Origin of the sequence: Burkholderia sp. AU30198 (genome assembly GCF_020419825.1) — a bacterium.
GTDB lineage: Bacteria > Pseudomonadota > Gammaproteobacteria > Burkholderiales > Burkholderiaceae > Burkholderia.
In genome coordinates this window covers 121,864-139,764 of sequence record NZ_JAIZSA010000015.1, presented here as the reverse complement: position 1 = coordinate 139,764, position 17,901 = coordinate 121,864, and the positions used below count along the sequence as shown (strand labels likewise).

At 64.5% G+C, this 17,901-nt stretch carries 17 protein-coding genes and 1 riboswitch; of the genes, 10 read left to right on the top strand and 7 right to left on the bottom strand.

The features are described 5' to 3' along the window. Positions 1-144: 144 nt before the first annotated feature. Positions 145-1,233: a porin gene (locus LGN19_RS28520; protein WP_122948747.1), complete on the top strand. Its 1,089-nt coding sequence runs from the start codon at positions 145-147 to the stop codon at positions 1,231-1,233. 50 nt (positions 1,234-1,283) lie between these two features. Here LGN19_RS28520 and LGN19_RS28515 read toward each other — a convergent pair whose 3' ends face one another. Next, complete coding sequence (locus tag LGN19_RS28515; RefSeq protein WP_226218427.1) at positions 1,284-1,943, bottom strand: glutathione S-transferase family protein; 660 nt, start codon at positions 1,941-1,943, stop codon at positions 1,284-1,286. A gap of 120 nt (positions 1,944-2,063) precedes the next feature. On the opposite strand from LGN19_RS28515, the gene LGN19_RS28510 reads away from it, so the two are divergent. The 4 genes from LGN19_RS28510 (at position 2,064) to LGN19_RS28495 (ending at position 5,999) form a co-directional block, all read left to right on the top strand. Then, entirely contained in the window at positions 2,064-2,879 is an 816-nt protein-coding gene (locus LGN19_RS28510) for a helix-turn-helix domain-containing protein (protein ID WP_122949692.1), read from the top strand. 65 nt (positions 2,880-2,944) lie between these two features. Beyond that, positions 2,945-4,084, top strand: a complete 1,140-nt coding sequence (locus LGN19_RS28505) for a nitroreductase family protein (protein WP_226218425.1) — start codon at positions 2,945-2,947, stop codon at positions 4,082-4,084. Continuing rightward, on the top strand, positions 4,081-5,571 hold the full coding sequence (locus LGN19_RS28500) for a phenylacetate--CoA ligase family protein (RefSeq protein ID WP_226218423.1): 1,491 nt from the start codon (positions 4,081-4,083) through the stop codon (positions 5,569-5,571). Before LGN19_RS28505 ends, LGN19_RS28500 begins: the two co-directional genes overlap by 4 nt. A 146-nt stretch (positions 5,572-5,717) precedes the next feature. After that, the gene (locus LGN19_RS28495; RefSeq protein WP_226218421.1) at positions 5,718-5,999 is read left to right on the top strand and encodes a hypothetical protein; all 282 of its coding nucleotides are present in this window, start codon (positions 5,718-5,720) and stop codon (positions 5,997-5,999) included. Between the two features lie 286 nt (positions 6,000-6,285). Further along, positions 6,286-6,389: riboswitch (SAM-I-IV-variant riboswitch) on the top strand. Between the two features lie 90 nt (positions 6,390-6,479). On the opposite strand, the gene LGN19_RS28490 is transcribed toward LGN19_RS28495, so the two are convergent. Beyond that, a complete protein-coding gene (locus LGN19_RS28490) occupies positions 6,480-6,734 on the bottom strand; it encodes a hypothetical protein (RefSeq protein WP_226218420.1) in 255 nt (84 codons plus the stop codon). Positions 6,735-7,422: 688 nt separating this feature from the next. Here LGN19_RS28490 and LGN19_RS28485 point away from each other — a divergent pair. Both LGN19_RS28485 and LGN19_RS28480 read left to right on the top strand, forming a co-directional pair. Continuing rightward, positions 7,423-8,235 (top strand): hypothetical protein, encoded by an 813-nt coding sequence (locus tag LGN19_RS28485; protein ID WP_413227245.1) that lies wholly within the window; start codon positions 7,423-7,425, stop codon positions 8,233-8,235. Positions 8,236-8,302: 67 nt separating this feature from the next. Beyond that, a complete protein-coding gene (locus tag LGN19_RS28480; protein ID WP_226218417.1) occupies positions 8,303-8,476 on the top strand; it encodes a helix-turn-helix domain-containing protein in 174 nt (57 codons plus the stop codon). A gap of 235 nt (positions 8,477-8,711) precedes the next feature. On the opposite strand, the gene glmS is transcribed toward LGN19_RS28480, so the two are convergent. Then, complete coding sequence (glmS, locus tag LGN19_RS28475) at positions 8,712-10,541, bottom strand: glutamine--fructose-6-phosphate transaminase (isomerizing) (RefSeq protein WP_122948751.1); 1,830 nt, start codon at positions 10,539-10,541, stop codon at positions 8,712-8,714. Positions 10,542-10,697: 156 nt separating this feature from the next. Here glmS and LGN19_RS28470 point away from each other — a divergent pair, with 156 nt between their 5' ends. Next, entirely contained in the window at positions 10,698-11,189 is a 492-nt protein-coding gene (locus tag LGN19_RS28470; RefSeq protein ID WP_226218415.1) for an Lrp/AsnC family transcriptional regulator, read from the top strand. Positions 11,190-11,240: 51 nt separating this feature from the next. Here the strand turns inward: LGN19_RS28470 and panB are convergent, their stop codons facing one another. Next, entirely contained in the window at positions 11,241-12,098 is an 858-nt protein-coding gene (gene panB / locus LGN19_RS28465; RefSeq protein ID WP_226218413.1) for a 3-methyl-2-oxobutanoate hydroxymethyltransferase, read from the bottom strand. Between the two features lie 77 nt (positions 12,099-12,175). Between panB and LGN19_RS28460 the strand changes: the two genes are divergently transcribed. After that, positions 12,176-12,994, top strand: a complete 819-nt coding sequence (locus LGN19_RS28460; protein ID WP_226218412.1) for an AraC family transcriptional regulator — start codon at positions 12,176-12,178, stop codon at positions 12,992-12,994. Positions 12,995-13,013: 19 nt separating this feature from the next. On the opposite strand, the gene LGN19_RS28455 is transcribed toward LGN19_RS28460, so the two are convergent. Beyond that, positions 13,014-13,547 carry a methylated-DNA--[protein]-cysteine S-methyltransferase gene (locus tag LGN19_RS28455; protein WP_122948754.1) on the bottom strand — a complete coding sequence of 178 codons (534 nt, stop codon included), beginning with the start codon at positions 13,545-13,547 and terminating at the stop codon, positions 13,014-13,016. Further along, complete coding sequence (locus LGN19_RS28450) at positions 13,544-15,022, bottom strand: DNA-3-methyladenine glycosylase 2 family protein (RefSeq protein ID WP_226218410.1); 1,479 nt, start codon at positions 15,020-15,022, stop codon at positions 13,544-13,546. The genes LGN19_RS28455 and LGN19_RS28450 overlap by 4 nt, the downstream gene beginning before the upstream one ends. Before the next feature lie 320 nt (positions 15,023-15,342). Here LGN19_RS28450 and LGN19_RS28445 point away from each other — a divergent pair, with 320 nt between their 5' ends. Continuing rightward, the gene (locus LGN19_RS28445; protein ID WP_226218409.1) at positions 15,343-16,635 is read left to right on the top strand and encodes an MFS transporter; all 1,293 of its coding nucleotides are present in this window, start codon (positions 15,343-15,345) and stop codon (positions 16,633-16,635) included. Between the two features lie 110 nt (positions 16,636-16,745). On the opposite strand, the gene LGN19_RS28440 is transcribed toward LGN19_RS28445, so the two are convergent. After that, positions 16,746-17,849: a LacI family DNA-binding transcriptional regulator gene (locus tag LGN19_RS28440; RefSeq protein ID WP_226218407.1), complete on the bottom strand. Its 1,104-nt coding sequence runs from the start codon at positions 17,847-17,849 to the stop codon at positions 16,746-16,748. Positions 17,850-17,901 lie beyond the last annotated feature (52 nt).

The window sequence follows — 17,901 nt, the reverse complement described above, 5'->3', positions numbered from 1 at the left end:
ATTGATCAATCAGTAAGACTAATCATATTGAATGTGTCGTTCGTTCGACACCGGAATGAAGGCGATTTCTTGTGAAGCATCGAGCGAGCACCTGCCACGTAGCGGGTGGCAGCCTCGCATTTTCATAAAAAAGACGGAGACACAATGAAACTCAGGTTTGGAGCAGTGGCGATTCTCGCCGTGGCGCAGGGCGCATGGGCGCAGAGCAGCGTGACGATGTTCGGTCTGATCGATGCCGGCATCTCTTATGTCAGCAACGAGGGCGGCGGAAAGAACGCCAAGTTCGACGACGGCATCTACGCACCCAATCTCTTCGGCTTTCGCGGGACGGAAGATCTCGGTGGCGGATATCGCGCGACGTTCGCGCTCGTGAACCAGTTCTCGATGGCGAACGGCAGCATCATCGGGACGGGGATTTTCGGGCGCAACGCATACGTCGGCCTCGAAAGCGACCGGTTCGGCAGCATCACGCTGGGCAATCAGTACGATTTCATGGTGGATTCGCTGTTTTCGAAGAACAACGCGATTTCACGGGATATCTCGGGGCTGTACGGCTTCCGGAATGGCCCGTTCCAGCGTCTCGCGCTTCCCGGTAATCCGACCGGTGCATTCGATTGGGATCGCACGGCGGGCAGCAAACCGATCGCGAATTCCGTCAAGTACAGTTCGCCGACGGTGTCGGGTTTTTCCGGTGGCGCGATGTATGCGTTCGGCGGGGTGGCCGGGTCGGTCGGCGCGGACAACGCGGTCAGTGCCGGGTTGAACTACGACATGGGGCCGTTCGGTGTGGGTGCGGCCTACACGAACGAGAAGTACGGCCCCGCGCCCGGCGTGCCGTCCACCAGCGTGCGCAACTGGGGCGTCGGGATGCACTACGACTTCGGTGTCGTGACCGCGAATGCGCTGATGACCACCGTGCACAACTCCTTCAACGATGCCGGCGTGTGGATGGCCGAAGCGGGCGGGTTGTGGCACGTCAGGCCGGATGTCGTGCTGGGTGCGAAGTACATGTACATGAAGGGCAATGAAGCGGTGAACAACAACCACGCTCACCAGGTCAGCGTGGCGCTTCAGTACCTGTTTTCGAAGCGGACGATGGTGTATGTGTCGGCGGACTACCAGCGTGCGAACAACGGCGCGAATGCGCAGGTCAACGGCGTGCTGGATCCGAACGGGGCTTCGAGCTCCGCGACCCAGACGGTGGCGCGGATCGGCTTGCATACGGTGTTCTGACGAGGCGGGCGGAACGGGCATCCCGTTCCGCGTTGCCTTGTGCCGGTGGGCTACCTGGCAGGTGCGGCGGCCGTTTTCGCGTGGTCCTGCTCCGCCGCCAGCGCGGCGTCGGCCGCTTGCGCGCGCTGGATCGCCGGACGCGCGAGGATGCGGTCGATGTACGCGCGCACCGTCGGTGTCTCGGGCATCAGCTTGAACATCGTGATCCAGTGCAGCGCCGCGCCCCACAGTACATCGGCGGCGGTAAAGCGCTCCCCAAGCAGATACGGCCCCTTGACCAGTTGCGTCTCGATCGCGTTGACGACGGTATCGAAGTCGCCATAGGGCGACGTGGAGTACGGTGCGAGCGGGCGGTTCATCGCGCGATCGACGACGGCCGGCTCGAAGCACGAACCGTAGAACACCATCCAGCGCAGATACGGTCCGCGCAGCGCATCGCCTGCCGCCGGCGACAGACCGGCTTCCGGATACAGCTCCGCCGCATACAGGTAGACGGCGGCCTGTTCGGTGACGATCACGTCGCCGTGGCGCAGTGCGGGCACCTTGCCCATCGGGTTGGTGCGCAGGTAGTCGGGGTCGTGATGCTTGCCGCTCGACAGGTCGAACGTGTGCAGTTCATAGTCGGCGCTCAGTTCTTCGAGCAGCATGCGGGCGCCGGCCGATCGGCTGCGCGGCGCGTGGTAGAGGATCAGGTGACGGTCTGGTTGCATGGCGGGCTCCGGAATGCGGTCGGGGAGAGGGCGCCCAATGTAGGACGTCCGGATACCGTTGTCTTGGAAAAATCCGCTGTGGCGGTGCATCATCGTGACATCGCCGCTACCGTCCACATCATGTCCGACTTGCGCAAGGTGACCGATACCCCGAAGGGCGTGGTCGGCCCACAGGCTGCCCGGCAGCGCTTCCGCCTGAATCGCTACTTCCCGTGTGCGGAACTGGCCGGCGTGCTGGATCACCACTGGATCGTCGAATGGGATTTGCGCGACCAGCCGCCCCATGTGCAGCGCACGCTGCCGTATCCGTGCGTGAGCCTGGTGTTCGACCGGCGGCGCACGGGCATCTTCGGGGTGGTGTCCGGTGCGTTCGAAACCACGCTGGCCGATACGGGGCGCGTGATCGGCGTGCGCTTCCGGCCCGGCGCCTTTCGCGCGTTCTTCGGCAAGCCCGTGCACTTGATGACCGACAAGGTGCTGCCGGTGTCGACGCTGTTGGGTGGCAGCGATGCGGAAGCCGAGGAGGCGGTGCTCGGTGCGCCGGACGACGCCGGCATGGTGTCGGCCGCGGAGTCGCTGCTGCTGCGGGTGCTGCCGCCACCCGATCCGCAGGTCGAACGCATCCACGACATTCTGCAAATGCTGCAGCAGGACATCGGGCTCACGCAGGTGCGTGACCTGGCCGAACGTGCCGGCGTGAGCGAACGCACGCTGCAGCAGCTCTTTTCCGGCCATGTAGGTGTGACGCCGAAGTGGGTGATCTGCCGGTATCGGCTGCATGAGGCGGCGGACCAGCTCGCCAGCGGCGAGGCGGTGGATCTGGCGGAGTTGGCGCATGCGCTCGGCTATTTCGACCAGGCGCATTTCACGCGCGACTTCCGCAAGCTGGTGGGCAAGGCGCCGGCCGAATACCGGCGCGACGACGCGAAGCAGTGAGGCCGCCCGGGCATCCGTGAGGGCGCCCCGGCCCTCATGTAAGATGCGCACAGCTTCACCCGGTCTTGAGAGGGGCCGGTTCTCGCGCCACAACGGCAATCAGCCGCACAACAACAAGGAAGCCACGAGATATGCCGGGGATTCCCGCTGAAGATTTTTCTGTCTGGCACACGATCCTGACCGTGGCCCGACACGCACCGTCGCCGCACAACGTTCAGCCATGGCGCGTGCAATTGATCTCGGACGATTACGCCGAACTGTTCATCGACGGCACGCGCACGCTGCCGAAGGAAGACACGACAGGGGCGTTCCTGCTGTCCGCGATGGGCATGTTCATCGACGCGATCGATCTGCTCGCGGCGCCGCACGGCTTGCGTGTCGAATGGCAACTGCATCGCCCGGTGCAGGCATTCGCGGCCATCCTGTCGCAGCCGACGCAGCCGGGGCTGATACCGTTCGCCGCATTGCGGTTCGTGCCCCAGGCGAACGCGAACGCGTCGCGCGACGATCCGTCCGCGCTGATGCTGGCGCGCCGCACGTCGCGCGTTTCGATGGAACCGACACAGGTACCGGACGCGGCCGTCGCACAACTGGCGGCGCTGGCCGACGAATGGGGGCATCGATATACGCACCTGTCGGGTGCGGAACGGATCGAGCCGATCATCGCGACGAACATCGACGCCGTGTTCCATGACATGAACGTCGCGGACTACCACGACGAAATCACCGCCTGGTTTCGCTTCACCGAGCGTTCGACGACCCTGCATCGCGACGGTCTCGACTGGCGCTGCATGAACCTGTCGCGGGCGGAGTTCTGGATGTCCGCGCGTCTGTCGAAGATCCTGATGTTCAAGCCGACGCGCTTCTATTTCAAGCGCCGCTATCGGTCGCAACTGGGCCACGTACCCGCGATCGGCGTGTTGAGTGGCGATTTCTTCAATCCGGAGAACGCGATCGAATCGGGCCGTTTCCTGCTGCGCTTCTGGCTCGCGCTGACGAGCCTCGGCCTGTACCTGCATCCGTACGGCAACCTGGTCACGAACCCCGATGCCGCCGCGTGGTTCAGCGCGCATACCGGCGTCGACCGGGCCTGGCTCGTGTTCAAGGTCGGCTATTCGCGTACGCCGCCGCAGAGCCAACGCAGGGCGCTTGCCGACATCCTCGTCGACGCGCCGGCCCCGTTCCACACGCCGAGATCCGCATGAACACGCTCATTCGCCTCTTCCTCGAAGCCATCCTCTGGACGCTCTGGTTCCTTCGTCGCGTGATCAGCGTCGACGGACGTCTCTATGTGTTCCTCAACGCGCCGATTTTTCAGCCCTATCTGGCCTATGTCGGCCGCATGCGTGCCCGCGTCGCGTTCCTCAAGGCGAGCGCGTCGTGCCCGGCGTATATCGAGTTCCTGAAGGCCGAAGGCTACAAGGCCGGCGGCACATGGCGGCTGTCGGACCTGCCTGCCATGACCAAGGAGAACTACATCAAGCGCTATTCGATCGAGCAGCGCTGCTATGGCGGCGCGATTCCGAAGTCGGGCGTCGTCATCGACGAATCGTCGGGATCGACCGGCCAGCCGAACAACTGGGTGCGCAGTGCGGCCGAACGCAGCGACGTCAAGCGCATCCTGCAGCTGAACTATCAACTGGTGTTTCGCGACTCAGGCAAGATGCTGCTGAACTGCTTTGCGCTCGGGCCCTGGGCGACCGGCATGAACGTATCGATGTCGCTCGTCGACGTCGGCATCATGAAGTCGATCGGCCCGGACAAGGCCAAGCTGGTCAACACGTTGAAGCTGTTCGGGCCGAAGTACCAGTACCTGATCTTCGGCTACCCGCCGTTTATCCGCTCGGTGGTCGACGAATGCGACCTCGACCTGACGCCGTATCACATCGATTTCATCGTCGGCGGGGAAGGGCTGTCGGAAGCGTTGCGCGACCATCTGCTGCGCAAGGCGAGCACGGTGATTTCGTCGTATGGCGCGTCGGACCTCGAGATCAACATCGGCGTCGAGACGCCGACGACGATCGGCCTGCGGCGTGCGTTGCTGAGTCGCCCCGAGTTGTGCCGCGAACTGTTTGGCCGCGATACGCCGCCGATGATCTTCCAGTACAACGCGCTCGATTACGTGATCGAGACGAATGATGATGGTGAGCTGCTGGTGACCATCGGGCGGCAGTCCGGTGCGGCGCCGAAGATTCGGTACAACATTCGCGATTCGGGCGGGACGTATAAATTCCGCGAGCTGAACAAGCGCCTGTCGGCACATGGCATGCGCCTGACGGACTTTGCGTCACGCACCAGCCATTTTCCGTTTTTGTTCGTGTACGGGCGTAACGATTCGAGCGTGCCGTTTTATGGCTCGAAAGTGTTCCCGTCGGATATCGAGCAGGTTTTGTCCGCGTCGCCGGTGCTGCATGACGCGATCAGCACGTTCCAGCTCGCGACGACCGAGGATGCGCAGTTGACGAGCTTCCTGCATGTCCATCTCGAACGGGCTTCGGGGAATGGGGCGGTGCAGCTTGATGATGCGGCGCTGCACGGCGAGGTGTTCGAAGGGATGAAACGCGTGAATCAGGATTTTCGCGAGGTGTCGAGGTTGTTCGATTCGAAGCAGGTGATCGTGCATGTGCATGAGCACGATACGGGGCCGTTTCAAGGGCGGGATATTCGGATCAAGAACAAGTACATTGCGTGAGGGTGGGCGAGCCCTCGTGCTGGTTGTGATGTTGCACGAGGGTTTTCGTACCGGGAATCCTGAGGTTGTCGCGCGACGCCAGTTCGTGAGCCGTGCAGCCAAGTATCTTCGTCAAAAAAATGAACTTCATCCTCGGAGAGTAGGCGATGAACGGCTATTTTTTGATGTTTCTGCTTTTGTTGATCGTCTTGAGTGCGCTAATTGTGTACTCGAACCAGAGACGCATCAAGCACATGCGCGCAAGAAACTACCAGTGGTATCGGGCCACGTACCCTGACGCGATGCGCGGAAATCGAGTCGTGTGCCGCAGTTGTGGCAACGACCGAGTTCATGTCCGCAATATCATGCAGCACACGTTCATGCGGGAGCACTTCTGTGGCCAGTGTGGCGAGAGCCTTTACTACAGCCAGGAAGGTGCGGCGCGTTAGCGTTGCTGCTATATCGAACTACTCTGTATGCCGGTGGGCGGCAGATGATTGACCATTTGATGATCGCGTAGCTGTCGTCGCGCGCCAGGCCAGCACACCGGGTCATTCCGCATCTTCCTTTGTTGCGTCATCCCAGTCTGACTGCATCTGCCGGCCGTCCGCAAACTTGAACGTCCACGGGTTCCCCCGGGCGCGTGAGCCGGGAAGAGTCGCTCTCCCGGCACTTCTTGCCCAACGCCTGTTTTTCGGTATAATGAACCAACGTTCGGAATGTCGAACGTGAGAAGTCAAGCATCCAGAGTCGGACTATCCGACGCCAACCTGCCCTCCCGGGCAAGGTGGACGCCTTCGAGGCGATGCGGCCGATTTACGGCAACGAAACGGGAGCAGCATGGCTGGCACCGGTTCGATAACCACTCATCCGGAGCAACCATGCGTCAAATTTCCTCCGCTTCCCGCCCGGCAGTCTGTGAAGACTGGTCACACTTCCTTCCCGGTTTCACGCTGACGCATACGGTTCATCTCGTGTCGAGACGGAATCCAGGCATCGTCTCGACCGCGGCGGCTGTACTGGAAGGTGAAACTGCTACGGTTGACCGTTGGGCCATCACCCGCTGTGGGGACGTTCTCGAGCAGAAAATCGTCCTCGGGGAAATGACGGAAGGGCAGGCGGTTCGAGTGCGCGAACGGCTTGCCGCGCTGGATGGTGTGCTCCGAACGAGGGTGGAGCATCATTTCGTGCGGGGTGGGTCAGTTGCTTCCGAGAAGGCGTCGGCGAGCGGTTGTTAGGCGATGGCAGTGCGCCCTGTCGCCCCTGAGCTTGAACGTTTCTCACTGCCAGCCAAGCTAACGAGAGTTCACATACGACTTCCTCGACATGTTTCGGAGACGTAGCCTTCAAAACTAAAGTGCCAGTGTCATCTGGTAGTCAGAACTCTTGAGCGACGCGTTCGACCGCCCGGAGATTTCCTCGCCGCGCTGAGCACCCGTCAATGCATAGAGCCCGACGGAGTGTATCCGTGCGTGAATCTGGTGTTCGATCGGCGGCGAACCGGTCGATTTCGCGGAGCTGGCTCATGCGCTCGGGTTGTCGATCAGGCGCATTTCACGCGCGATTTCCGCAAGCGGGTGGGCAAGGCGCCGGCGGAATACAGGCCGGAGGATCGGCAGGAGTGAGGTTGCGGTTTCGCGACGGGCAACTGAATGTCACTGCCCCCGCCCGTCGCGCCGCTGCTCGCTTGTCGTGGATTGTTGTAGTCTGGGCAATACGATAGTGTGGCGCGCCGGCCTGCCGCCGAACTGACAATGAACCTATGATGTGTCGCGCAGGCGATCGGTGAACCCGAACGGTTGGTACGTTACCGATCGTTTGATCCTGCCGATCTCATAGTCGACCGATCCGCCAGAAAATCAGGAGTTTGTCGTGTTTCCCCGGAAATCCATGTTGGGCCGTCTGAATGTCGCGTGCGTCGTCGCCGTGGCGATCATTCTGGCCCCAGGCGCGACGCGTGCAGCGGCCGACAATGTCAACGAAACGGCGAGCGTCGCGCCTGCCGTTTCGGCCAACACGTCGCTCACGCGGCCGATTGTCGGCGACGATCCGGTTGCGATTCGGGAGGCACTGGAGAAGCTGCACGTCAAAAGCGCGTCCCCGAACCTGAGCGATCGCGTCCGCAGCCTGATCCCCGGCGTGGCCGACAAGCATGGCCAGAACGCCGACCTGGCCGCGGTCAACCTGGATCGTGAGGTAACTTTCCTGGTGCCGGTGTCGTACGGGCTGCGATATGAGTCGCAGAAGCATCTGTTGAAGGTGGACGTCGACCTGATCGACGCCGACGGCGAAGGCCGGACAGGCATCCTGCTCAGAAAGGTCATTACCGGGCCGCGAGGGCGAGGGCTGGTGATCGCACCCGAGGCGAAGGCAAAAGGCTATATCCAGCAGATCGACATCATCGAACTCGATCCCGGAAAAGGCAGGAAGTCCACCGTGCGCGGCCGCGTGAGGCTGTCACCCGCTGCGTACGCGCAAACGCATGGCGGGTTCGTGTTCGCTCTTTCCGGGCGCCTGGTCCGGCCGTACCTGACCGAACACATCGAGCACGCCGAGCCGAGCAACGACGAGCCGACCGACATCACGACGAGGACTTCGAGGTTGTACCTGGATATCGAATCCATTTCGCTCGTGAGTCCGGCGAGTGGTGCGGTTTTGTTGAAGAAGCTGAGTCTCTCGAAATAGCGGGTTTCTTGCGCGAGTCTTTGGCCGGTAAAGGGGCTCCGCAACGGAACATTTCGAGCGTGCGGGGTTGAGCGAGCGCACGCTGCAGCAGCGTTTTTCCAGCGATGTGAGCGTGACGCCGAAGCGGGTGATCTGTCGATACCGATTGCATGAGGCCACCGACCGGCTCGCCGGCGGCGAGCCGGTCGATATCGGGGAATTGGCTCATGCCCTCTCGGGTATCTCGATCAGGCTCGCTTGACGCGCGATATCCGCAAGCTGGCGGGGAAGACTCGGGCGGAGTATCGGCGGGAGCATGGTCGCGGGTGACTCCGCGACACACGGCGGCGCCGCCACGTCAGGCCGGATTGTGCTGCTGCGGAAACAGGGCGACGTCAGCCTGATCGTTGCTCGGCTGCGATGCGGGCAAGTCATTCCGGAAAACTTCTCGCGCTGCGCGTCGTCATGCCCGACCCGAATCGCTGATCCGGAGACCCTCACTCCACCGTCACCGACTTCGCCAGATTCCGCGGCTTATCGATATCCGTCCCCCGTGCCAGCGCAGCGTGATACGCGAGCAGTTGCATCGGCACCGTATGCAGAATCGGCGAAAGCGGCCCGTAGTACTCATTGAGCCGAATCACCTCAATCCCCTCGCTGGGCACCAGCCCGCAGTCCACATCCGCGAACACAAAAAGCCGGCCATTCCGCGCGCTGACCTCATGCATGTTCGACCGGAGCTTCTCGAGCAGCATGTCGTTCGGCGCAACCGCAATCACCGGCATCTCGTTACTCACCAGCGCCAGCGGCCCATGCTTCAACTCCCCAGCGGGATAAGCCTCCGCATGAATATACGAAATCTCCTTCATCTTCAGCGCGCCCTCGAGCGCGATCGGATAATGCATCCCGCGCCCGAGAAACAGCATGTTGTCGCGTCGCGCGAGCAACTCTGACCACGCCATGATCTGAGGCTCCAGCGCGAGCACTTTCGACATCGCATCGGGCAGATGCCGCAGCGCACGCAGATGCTCCTTCTCCTCGTCGTCGCTTAACCGCCCGCGCACCTGCGCAAGCGACAACGTCAGCAGAAACAACGCAACGAGCTGCGTCGTAAAGGCCTTCGTCGAAGCCACCCCGATCTCGATCCCTGCGCGCGTCACGAACTGCAGCGCACATTCCCGCATCAACGCACTCGTCGCGACGTTGCAGATCGCGAGCGTATGCATCATCCCGATACGTTTGGCGACATGCACCGCACCGAGCACATCGGCCGTCTCACCGCTTTGCGACACCGCGACGACGAGCGTGCGCGGATTCGGCACACTGTCGCGATAGCGGAACTCGCTCGCAATTTCCACGGTGGCCGGCAGTTTTGCGATGCTCTCGATCCAGTACTTCGCGGTGAGCGCCGCGTGATAACTCCCGCCGCACGCGAGCAACAACACCGAATCGACGTCATTGAAAACCCGCCACGCACCGTCACCGAACAACTCCGGCATGATCGAAGACACATCGAGCAACGTATCGGCCACCGCCTGCGGCTGCTCGAAGATCTCCTTCTGCATGTAGTAGCGATAGGACCCGAGATCGGCCGCGCCGCTATGCGCGGCGACCCGCTGCACCGCGCGTTCGACGCGCTGGCCGGCTGCGTCGACGATCCAGTAGCGATGCAGCTGGATATCGGCAACATCACCGTTCTCGAGGTAAGCGATGCGATCGGTAATCCCCGACAGCGCAATCGCATCCGACGCCAGAAAATTCTCGCCTTCGCCGACGCCAACGACGAGCGGCATGCCATCACGCGCGCCGACGATCCGGTGCGGCTCGTCGCGACACATCACCGCGATCGCATAGCTGCCGCGCAGTCGCGCGACCGCGCGCCGGACCGCATCGAACAGATCGCCGTCATACAGGTGGTCGATCAGGTGCGCGATCGCCTCGCTGTCGGTCTGGCTCGCGAACACGTAGCCGTGCGCTTGCAGTTCGGCGCGCAGTTGATCGCAGTTCTCGATGATCCCGTTGTGCGACAGCGCGATGCGCGCATTGGCGTCGCTCGGCGAGAAGTGCGGATGAGCGTTGAGCGTGACGGGCGCGCCATGCGTGGCCCAGCGCGTATGCGCGATGCCGGTGTAGCCCGACAGCGCTTGCTCGGCGATCTCGCGCTGCAGGTTGGCCACACGATCGACGCTGCGAGCGCGCGCCAGTGCCCGGTCGCGGTAGACCACGACGCCGCACGAATCGTAGCCGCGGTATTCGAGCCGCTTCAGGCCGTCGACCAGGTTCGGCAGGATGTCCCGCTGGGCGACCGCCCCGACAATTCCACACATATCGCGCTCCGTAAATGTCCTGTCTGGATCAGTGAGAGCGATAGTAGAACTGCCTAAATGGAATTAAATTTCAAAATACAAGCACAAATGAAACTAATGAGATATCGTCTATCATGTTGAAATTAAATTTCACGCCCTGACCGGAAGGAGCCGCCGATGGCCGGCATCACCCTCGACGATCTCGACCGGCGCATCCTCGCGATCCTGCAGGACGACGCGTCGGTGTCGAACTTGCAACTGGCCGAGCGCGCGCTGTCGTCGCCGCCCACTTGCATGCGCCGCGTGCGGCGGCTGACGGAGGCCGGCGTGATCCACCGGCAGGTCGCGGTGCTCGATCCGGTGGCGATCGGTACGGCCGTCACTGCGCTGATCGAGATCAGCCTCGACCGCCAGACAGCGGAAGACTACGACGCATTCGAAGCGTACGTGTGCGCGGAGCCGGCCGTCACGCAGTGCTATCGCGTGTCGCCGGGGCCCGATTTCGTCGTGGTGGCCGATCTGGCCGACGTCGCCGAATACGATGAATTCGCGCGACGTTTGTTCACCGGCGCGTCGAACGTCCGCAACGTGCGGACGTTTTTCTCGACGCATCGCGCGAAATTCGAGGCGAACGCGCGGGTCACGCATGCGATGCGCAAGCGCGCATGAAGTGATCGCACCATTGTGCGCAAAGCGTTCGCGAATGCATTCGCGACGTCATCACGCAGCCGCGTCAGCCGCGCCCACCAATTGCAGCGGCTTGCCATACCCGAAGCAATGCGCGGGTTCCGGAAACACGCGCTGCCGCACATCGTGCGCATACTGGCGGATCGCATCGCGCATCACCGCATTCGCATCGGCATAACGCTTAACGAAGCGCGGCGTGTACGCATCGAATGCGCCGATCATGTCCTCGGTCACGAGCACCTGCCCGTCGCACGCGGGCGATGCGCCGATGCCGATCGTCGGGATCGTCAGTGTTTCGGTGATATGGCGCGCGAGCGCTTCGGCAGTGCCTTCGACGACGACGCTGAACGCGCCGGCCCGTTCGGCCGAGCACGCGGCGTCGAACACCTGCGCGGCCGAGCGCGGGTCCATCCCCTGCGCGCGGAAGCCGCCCGTCGCGTTGGCCTGCTGCGGCATGAGGCCGATGTGCGCCATCACCGGAATGCCGCGCTCGGTCAGGAAGCGGATCGTGTCGGCCATCTCGCTGCCGCCTTCGAGCTTCACGGCCTGCGCGCCGGTTTCGGCGAGCAGGCGCGCGGCGGAGCGATACGCTTGCGCGGGCGATTCCTGGTACGTCGAGAACGGCAGGTCGACGACGACACACGCCTGCGCGGCGCCGCGCACGACGGCCGCACCGTGTGCAATCATCATGTCGAGCGTGACGCGCAGCGTATCGGGCATCCCGTACAGCACCATGCCGACGGAGTCGCCGACGATGATCACGTCGGCCACCTCGTCGACGAGTTTCGCCATCGGCGCGGAATACGCGGTCAGCGACACGAGGCTGCCGATGCCCTTGGTCGATCGGATCGCGGTAACGGTCTTGCGGGTGGTGCGGGTATGAGCGCTCATGAACGGAAGCCGTGTGAAAGAAGAGCCGCCACGGTAGCATCGCGCTCGTTCGTGCAATGACCTTCGGAGGACGTCTTATGTTGCTGGCGGGACAATCGGGTGACCCTTACGCGGTGCCGCCGATGGCGCGCCTGCCGAGGCCGCTGTACGTGCGCGCGTTCGGGATTCCCGGCAACGTGAGCATCGACGCGCACAGTCATCCGTGGGCGCAGCTGATGTACGCGACGAGCGGCGTGCTCGAGGTGTCGACGCCGTCGGGCCGGCACCTGCTGCCGCCGCACTATGCGATGTGGATTCCGCCGCACGTGCCGCATGCGGTGTCGACGCGCGATTGCGTCGCGTTCCACAGCCTGTATCTCGATGCCGCGATCGCGCGCGACGACGTGCACGACGATTGCGCGATCCTCAGCATGACGCCGCTATTGCGCGAGCTGGTGATCGCCACGGCCGAGTTGCCGGTGAACTACGACGAGACGGGGCCGGACGGCGCGCTCGTCTGCCTGATCGCCGACCGGATCGCACGGATGCGGCAGGCGCCGCTGACGGTGCCGCTGCCGCGCGATCCGCGTCTGCTGAAAATCGCGCGTGCGTTGCATGCGTATCCGGGCGATACGCGCAATCTCGACGAATGGGGCCATCAGGTCGGCGCGACGCGGCGCACGCTGTCGCGGCTGTTTCGGCAGGACACGGGGCTGTCGTTCACCGAATGGCGGCAGGCGGTGCGGCTGCTGGCGTCGCTGCCGCTGCTCGATGCCGGCGAGCCGATCGGCGCGGTGGCCGCGCAACTGGGCTACGACTCGACGTCGTCGTTCATCGCGCTGTTCCAGGCGAAATTCCAGGTGACGCCCGGCGCTTATGCGAAGCGTGAAGCGCGCCGGCCCGTGCTGAACGCGTGACGCGGCGGCACACCACGACTCAGAACGCGAGCGCCTGCTGCACCGGATGGTGGGCGCCGCGCTCGAACCCCGCGCCTTCGAGCGACAGCAGTGCGCGCTTGCGATCGATGCCGCCCGCATAGCCGGTCAGGCTGCCCGATGCGCCGACCACGCGATGGCACGGCACCATGATCGACACCGGGTTCCGGCCGACCGCACCGCCCACGGCGCGCGCGCCGCTCATCGGCAACCCGACGCGCTCGGTGATGTCGCCGTACGTCACGAGTTCGCCGAACGGAATCGCGAGCAGTTCCTTCCATACGCGTCGCTGAAACGCGGTGCCGCGCAAGTGAATCGGCACCGAGAACGTCTCGCGCGTGCCGGTGAAGTACTCGGCAACTTCTTCCGCGACCTTGCGCGCAAGCGGCGACATCGCGCGCGCGTCCGCCTCGGTCACGATCGCAACGGGCGGGAAGTATTTCTGGCCGACGAAGTACAGGCCGGTCAGCGCATCGTCCTCGATGCGCACGGCGATGTCGCCCAGCGGGCTCGGAATCAGGTGAGCGGGAGTCATCGCAACACATCTCCATGAAGGCGCCACACGTGCAGTGCGGCATACGCGCGCCATGGCGCCCAGCGCGCCGCATGCGGCGGGGATGATGGCACACGGGCGGGTTCGGTGCGGGCGGGAAGCCACGCATCGTCGGCCGGGAACGCATTCGGCCAGGCCATCGCGCGCATCGCGACGTACTGCACCGCGCGTTCGTCGAAGCCGGGTAGCGCGCGCAGCGCGGCAAGCGTCGCGTCGAGCGGCGCCATCGGTTCGAGCGCGAGCGTGCCGTCGTCGACTGTGCGGGCGAGCGACACGATCGCCTGGGCGGCGTCGCGCGCAATGCCGATCGTTTCGAGGGCGGAAGGCGGCAGGGCGGCCAGCGTCGCGGCGGAGGGCAGCGCGTGCGCGAGGCCCGGCGGCGCGCCGTCCACCGATGTGCCGAAACGTTCGGCGATGCGCGCCAGCACCGGCGTGCCCGCATGCATCGTCGCCAGCCGTTCGCCTGCGATCGCACGGATCGCGATCTCGACGCCGTCGAACGCGCCCGGGACACGCAGGCCCGGCGAGCCGCTCGCGAGTTCGCCGAGATGCGCGTCGATCACGTCGGGGCGGCTGTCGAGATCGAACAGCCGCCGCACACGTGCGAGCGCGGCCGGGACGACCGGCGTCAGCGCGGGCGATACGGTGACGGCCAGCGCGAACCGCTGCGGTACGTGCGTAACGGACAACCAGCCGGCGACGCGCCCGCTATCGCCGTTGCCGTTCCGGTTCGGCATGTCGACGATGCGCGCATAACCCTGCGCATCGATCCGCTCGACACCGTCGATCTGCCGCTGCGCGAGAAAGCGCATCAGGTCGTCCCATGCGAACGGCGGCCGGTACGGCAGCGGAAACGTCATGTCGCCATCGGCCGATGCGCGGGCCCCTTTGCGCAGCCGCAGCGGATTGAGGCCGTAACGCTGCAGGAACAGGTCGTTGAAGCGCCGCACGCTGCCGAACCCGGCCGTCGACGCGACGACGGCCACCGGTAGCGCGGTATCGGTCAGCAGCCGCTTGGCCATCAGCAGCCGGTGCGTCTGCGCGAATTCGACCGGCGACACGCCGAACTGCGCGCCGAAGATCCGGCGCAGGTGGCGCTCGGTCACGCCGACGCGCTGCGCGAGCGCATCGACGGAATGGGCGTTCAGGAAACCGTCCTCGATCAGCGTGGCGGCCGCGTCGGCGAGATTGCCGGACAGGTCGAGCTGCCCGTGGCCCGGCGCGAGCTCGGGGCGGCAGCGCATGCAGGGTCGAAAGCCGGCCTTCTCGGCGGCCGCGGCGGTCGGGTAGTAGCTGCAGTTCTGCGGCTTCGGCGGCTTCACCGGGCAGACGGGGCGGCAATACACACCGGTCGTCGCCACGCCGACGAAGAACCAGCCGTCGAAGCGGCGGTTCCGCGAAAGCAGGGCGTCGTAGCAGGTGTCGGGATCGAGGCGCATGGGGCGACTGTAAACCATCCCGGCCCCCGATTCTGGCTGGAATCGGACATGTGTATCGGCGGCCGTCCTCGCGCGCGCCCGTCGGGAAAATCCGGGAAAAACGGTTAATGCCACGCCACGAAACAGTCGTCTCTTTTGCTGTGACCAATTTGAGATGACTCATCGAAATCCCCGACTGACAGGGCGCCGGCACACGCCCTATCCTTTGAAAAACGTTTTCCAGATTGATCGGCGGAATCGGTCGTGCGCGACAGCGCGCCACCGTCCGCCCCGGCGCCGGTCGCCGGTCAACGAACATCGTGCGGCGCGACGGGCGCGGCCGCGTATCGGAGACATTCATGCAATCTGCCGTCGTCGGCGCCGTGCGCGCTGCCGCCAGCCGCTACCGCTGGACCGTCTGTGCGTTGCTGTTTTTCGCGACCGTGATCAACTACATGGATCGGCAGATCCTCGGCCTGCTCGCGCCGATGCTCCAGCACGACATCGGCTGGAGCCAGGTGCAGTACGGCCGCATCGTGATGGCGTTTTCCGCGTTCTATGCGCTGGGCCTGCTCGGCTTCGGGCGCATCGTCGACCGGCTTGGCACGCGCATTTCGTATGCGCTGGCGATGCTGGTGTGGAGCATCGCCGCGATGCTGCACGCGGTGGTCGGCTCGGTGATGGGCTTCGCGTTCGTGCGCGCGCTGCTCGGGATCGGCGAGGGCGGCAACTTCCCGGCCGCGATCAAGACGACGGCCGAGTGGTTCCCGCGCCGCGAACGCGCGCTGGCCACCGGCATCTTCAACTCGGGCGCGAACATCGGCGCGGTGTTCGCACCGGCGATCATCCCGGCGATCGCGGTGGCCTACGGCTGGCGCGCGGCGTTCGTGATCATCGGCGCGATCGGCCTCGTGTGGCTCGCGGTGTGGCTCGTGTTCTATCGCCAGGCCGATACGCGCGCGCTCGCCGCCGAGTACAACGAGCCGCGCGACGAAGCGGAAGCGCTCGACGCGGCGAACGCGAATGCCGGTGCGCCGCGCTGGGGCGAACTGATCCGCAAGCGCGAGACGTGGGCGTTCCTGATCGGCAAGTTCCTGACCGATCCGGTGTGGTGGTTCTACCTGTTCTGGCTGCCGAAGTGGCTCAACGAATCGCGCGGGATGGACATGCAGCACATCGGCCTGCCGCTCGTCTGCATCTATGCGCTGACGACGGTCGGCAGCATCGGCGGCGGCTGGCTGTCGTCGATGCTGCTGCGTGCGGGCTGGAGCGTGAACGGCGCACGCAAGACGGCGATGCTGATCTGCGCATGCTGCGTGCTGCCGATCGCGTTCGTGTCGCAGGTGCAGAGCCTGTGGGCCGCAGTGCTGATCGTCGGCCTCGCCGCCGCCGCGCACCAGGGCTGGTCAGCGAACCTGTTCACGACGGCGTCCGACCTGTTCCCGCGCCGCGCGGTGGCGTCGGTGGTCGGCATCGGCGGGATGGCCGGTTCGATCGGCGGCGTGCTGTTCTCGGAAGTGATCGGCCAGGTGCTGCAGCGCACGGGCCACTACTGGGTGCTGTTCGCGATCGGCGCGTCGGCCTACCTGATCGCGCTGGGCGTGATGCACGTGCTCACGCCGAAGATGAAGCCTGCGCAACTCGACGCGTGACGGGGCGATCGCTCAATCGCTCGATCGTGTAATCGTGTAATCGCGTATCCGCAAACGAACGCGCCGCCCAAGGGCGGCGCGTTTTCTTTGGAAGGCGCGGAGCAGGGCGCTCAGCCGACCGCGGCCGTCGACGCACGCATGATCAGCCGCGGCTCGAACGTCGAATAGCTCGCATCGGTACGCCCTGCGAGTGCATCGATCAGCTTCTGCATCGCGAGCTCGCCCATGTTCTCGCTCTGGATATCGACGGTCGTCAGCGCGGGCGCCGCGTATTCGCCATACGGCACGTTGTCGATGCCCGCGACCGACACATCCTGCGGCAGCCGGAAACCGAGCGACGCGGCTTCCTTCATGAAGCCGAGCGCGATCAGGTCGTTGTAGCAGATCACGGCCTGCGGGCGCTGCGGCCCGAGCATCACGCGCGAACACGCGCGCTCGCCGGCTTCGGCGGTCGGCGCATGCGCATCGTGCACGTCGAGCGTGAGCCCGGCTTCCGCGAGGCAATCGTGCGCGCCCTGGATCCGTTCGTCGTTCACGCGTGCGGTGCCGAAGCCGAGATACGCGATGCGCGTGTGGCCGAGATTGAGCAGATGGCGCGCGAGCATGTAGGTCGACAGCCGGTTGTCGATGCCGACGCTCGGAATCGGCAGGCCGGGGCTGCGCCGCAGCAGCACGAGCGGCTTGTTGAGGTCGAGCATCCAGCCGGCTTCTTCATCCGGCATCCGCGTGCTGACGATCAGCCCGTCGACGCGCTGCGCGAGCGCTTCGATCAGCGAGCGTTCGCGCGTCTGGTTCTCCTCGGTATCGACGAGCAGCAGCGTGTAGTCGTGCTGCAGCGCGACGCGGTTCGCGCCTTTCACCACGTTCGTGAAGTGCGGGTTGCTGATGTCGAGGATCACGAGGCCGATGGTGCGCGTGCGCCCGGTGATCATCGAGCGCGCGAGCGGGTTCGACCGGTAGCCGAGCCGGTCGATCGCCTCCTTGAGCCGTGCTTCGACGGTCGGCGAGAAGCGCTGCGTGCCGTTCACGTACTTCGATACCGTCGCGACCGACACGCCGGCTTCCGCCGCTACGTCGCGGATCGTCGGGGAAACTTTTTTCATCGGCAGGGTAACGTTTTCGTTCGATAACGCCAGATTGTGGCAGAAAAAGGGGGCGTGCGGCCACGCGGCTATATCGGGAAAGTGCGGATGGCTGCGGACGGGTTCGAGCATTGACGTTCGGCGACGCTCCCGCGTATAGTTGGAAAACGTTTTCCGATTCAGT

What these genes read in the sequence shown, in the direction of transcription:
- LGN19_RS28445 (WP_226218409.1), top strand. Translation starts at nt 15,343, where the DNA reads ATGCAATCTGCCGTCGTCGGCGCCGTGCGCGCTGCCGCCAGCCGCTAC.
- LGN19_RS28510 (WP_122949692.1), top strand. Translation starts at nt 2,064, where the DNA reads ATGTCCGACTTGCGCAAGGTGACCGATACCCCGAAGGGCGTGGTCGGC.
- LGN19_RS28460 (WP_226218412.1), top strand. Translation starts at nt 12,176, where the DNA reads ATGTTGCTGGCGGGACAATCGGGTGACCCTTACGCGGTGCCGCCGATG.
- LGN19_RS28495 (WP_226218421.1), top strand. Translation starts at nt 5,718, where the DNA reads ATGAACGGCTATTTTTTGATGTTTCTGCTTTTGTTGATCGTCTTGAGT.
- LGN19_RS28455 (WP_122948754.1), bottom strand. Translation starts at nt 13,547, where the DNA reads ATGACTCCCGCTCACCTGATTCCGAGCCCGCTGGGCGACATCGCCGTG.
- panB (WP_226218413.1), bottom strand. Translation starts at nt 12,098, where the DNA reads ATGAGCGCTCATACCCGCACCACCCGCAAGACCGTTACCGCGATCCGA.
- glmS (WP_122948751.1), bottom strand. Translation starts at nt 10,541, where the DNA reads ATGTGTGGAATTGTCGGGGCGGTCGCCCAGCGGGACATCCTGCCGAAC.
- LGN19_RS28520 (WP_122948747.1), top strand. Translation starts at nt 145, where the DNA reads ATGAAACTCAGGTTTGGAGCAGTGGCGATTCTCGCCGTGGCGCAGGGC.
- LGN19_RS28490 (WP_226218420.1), bottom strand. Translation starts at nt 6,734, where the DNA reads ATGATGCTCCACCCTCGTTCGGAGCACACCATCCAGCGCGGCAAGCCG.
- LGN19_RS28470 (WP_226218415.1), top strand. Translation starts at nt 10,698, where the DNA reads ATGGCCGGCATCACCCTCGACGATCTCGACCGGCGCATCCTCGCGATC.
- LGN19_RS28515 (WP_226218427.1), bottom strand. Translation starts at nt 1,943, where the DNA reads ATGCAACCAGACCGTCACCTGATCCTCTACCACGCGCCGCGCAGCCGA.
- LGN19_RS28450 (WP_226218410.1), bottom strand. Translation starts at nt 15,022, where the DNA reads ATGGTTTACAGTCGCCCCATGCGCCTCGATCCCGACACCTGCTACGAC.
- LGN19_RS28440 (WP_226218407.1), bottom strand. Translation starts at nt 17,849, where the DNA reads ATGCTCGAACCCGTCCGCAGCCATCCGCACTTTCCCGATATAGCCGCG.
- LGN19_RS28500 (WP_226218423.1), top strand. Translation starts at nt 4,081, where the DNA reads ATGAACACGCTCATTCGCCTCTTCCTCGAAGCCATCCTCTGGACGCTC.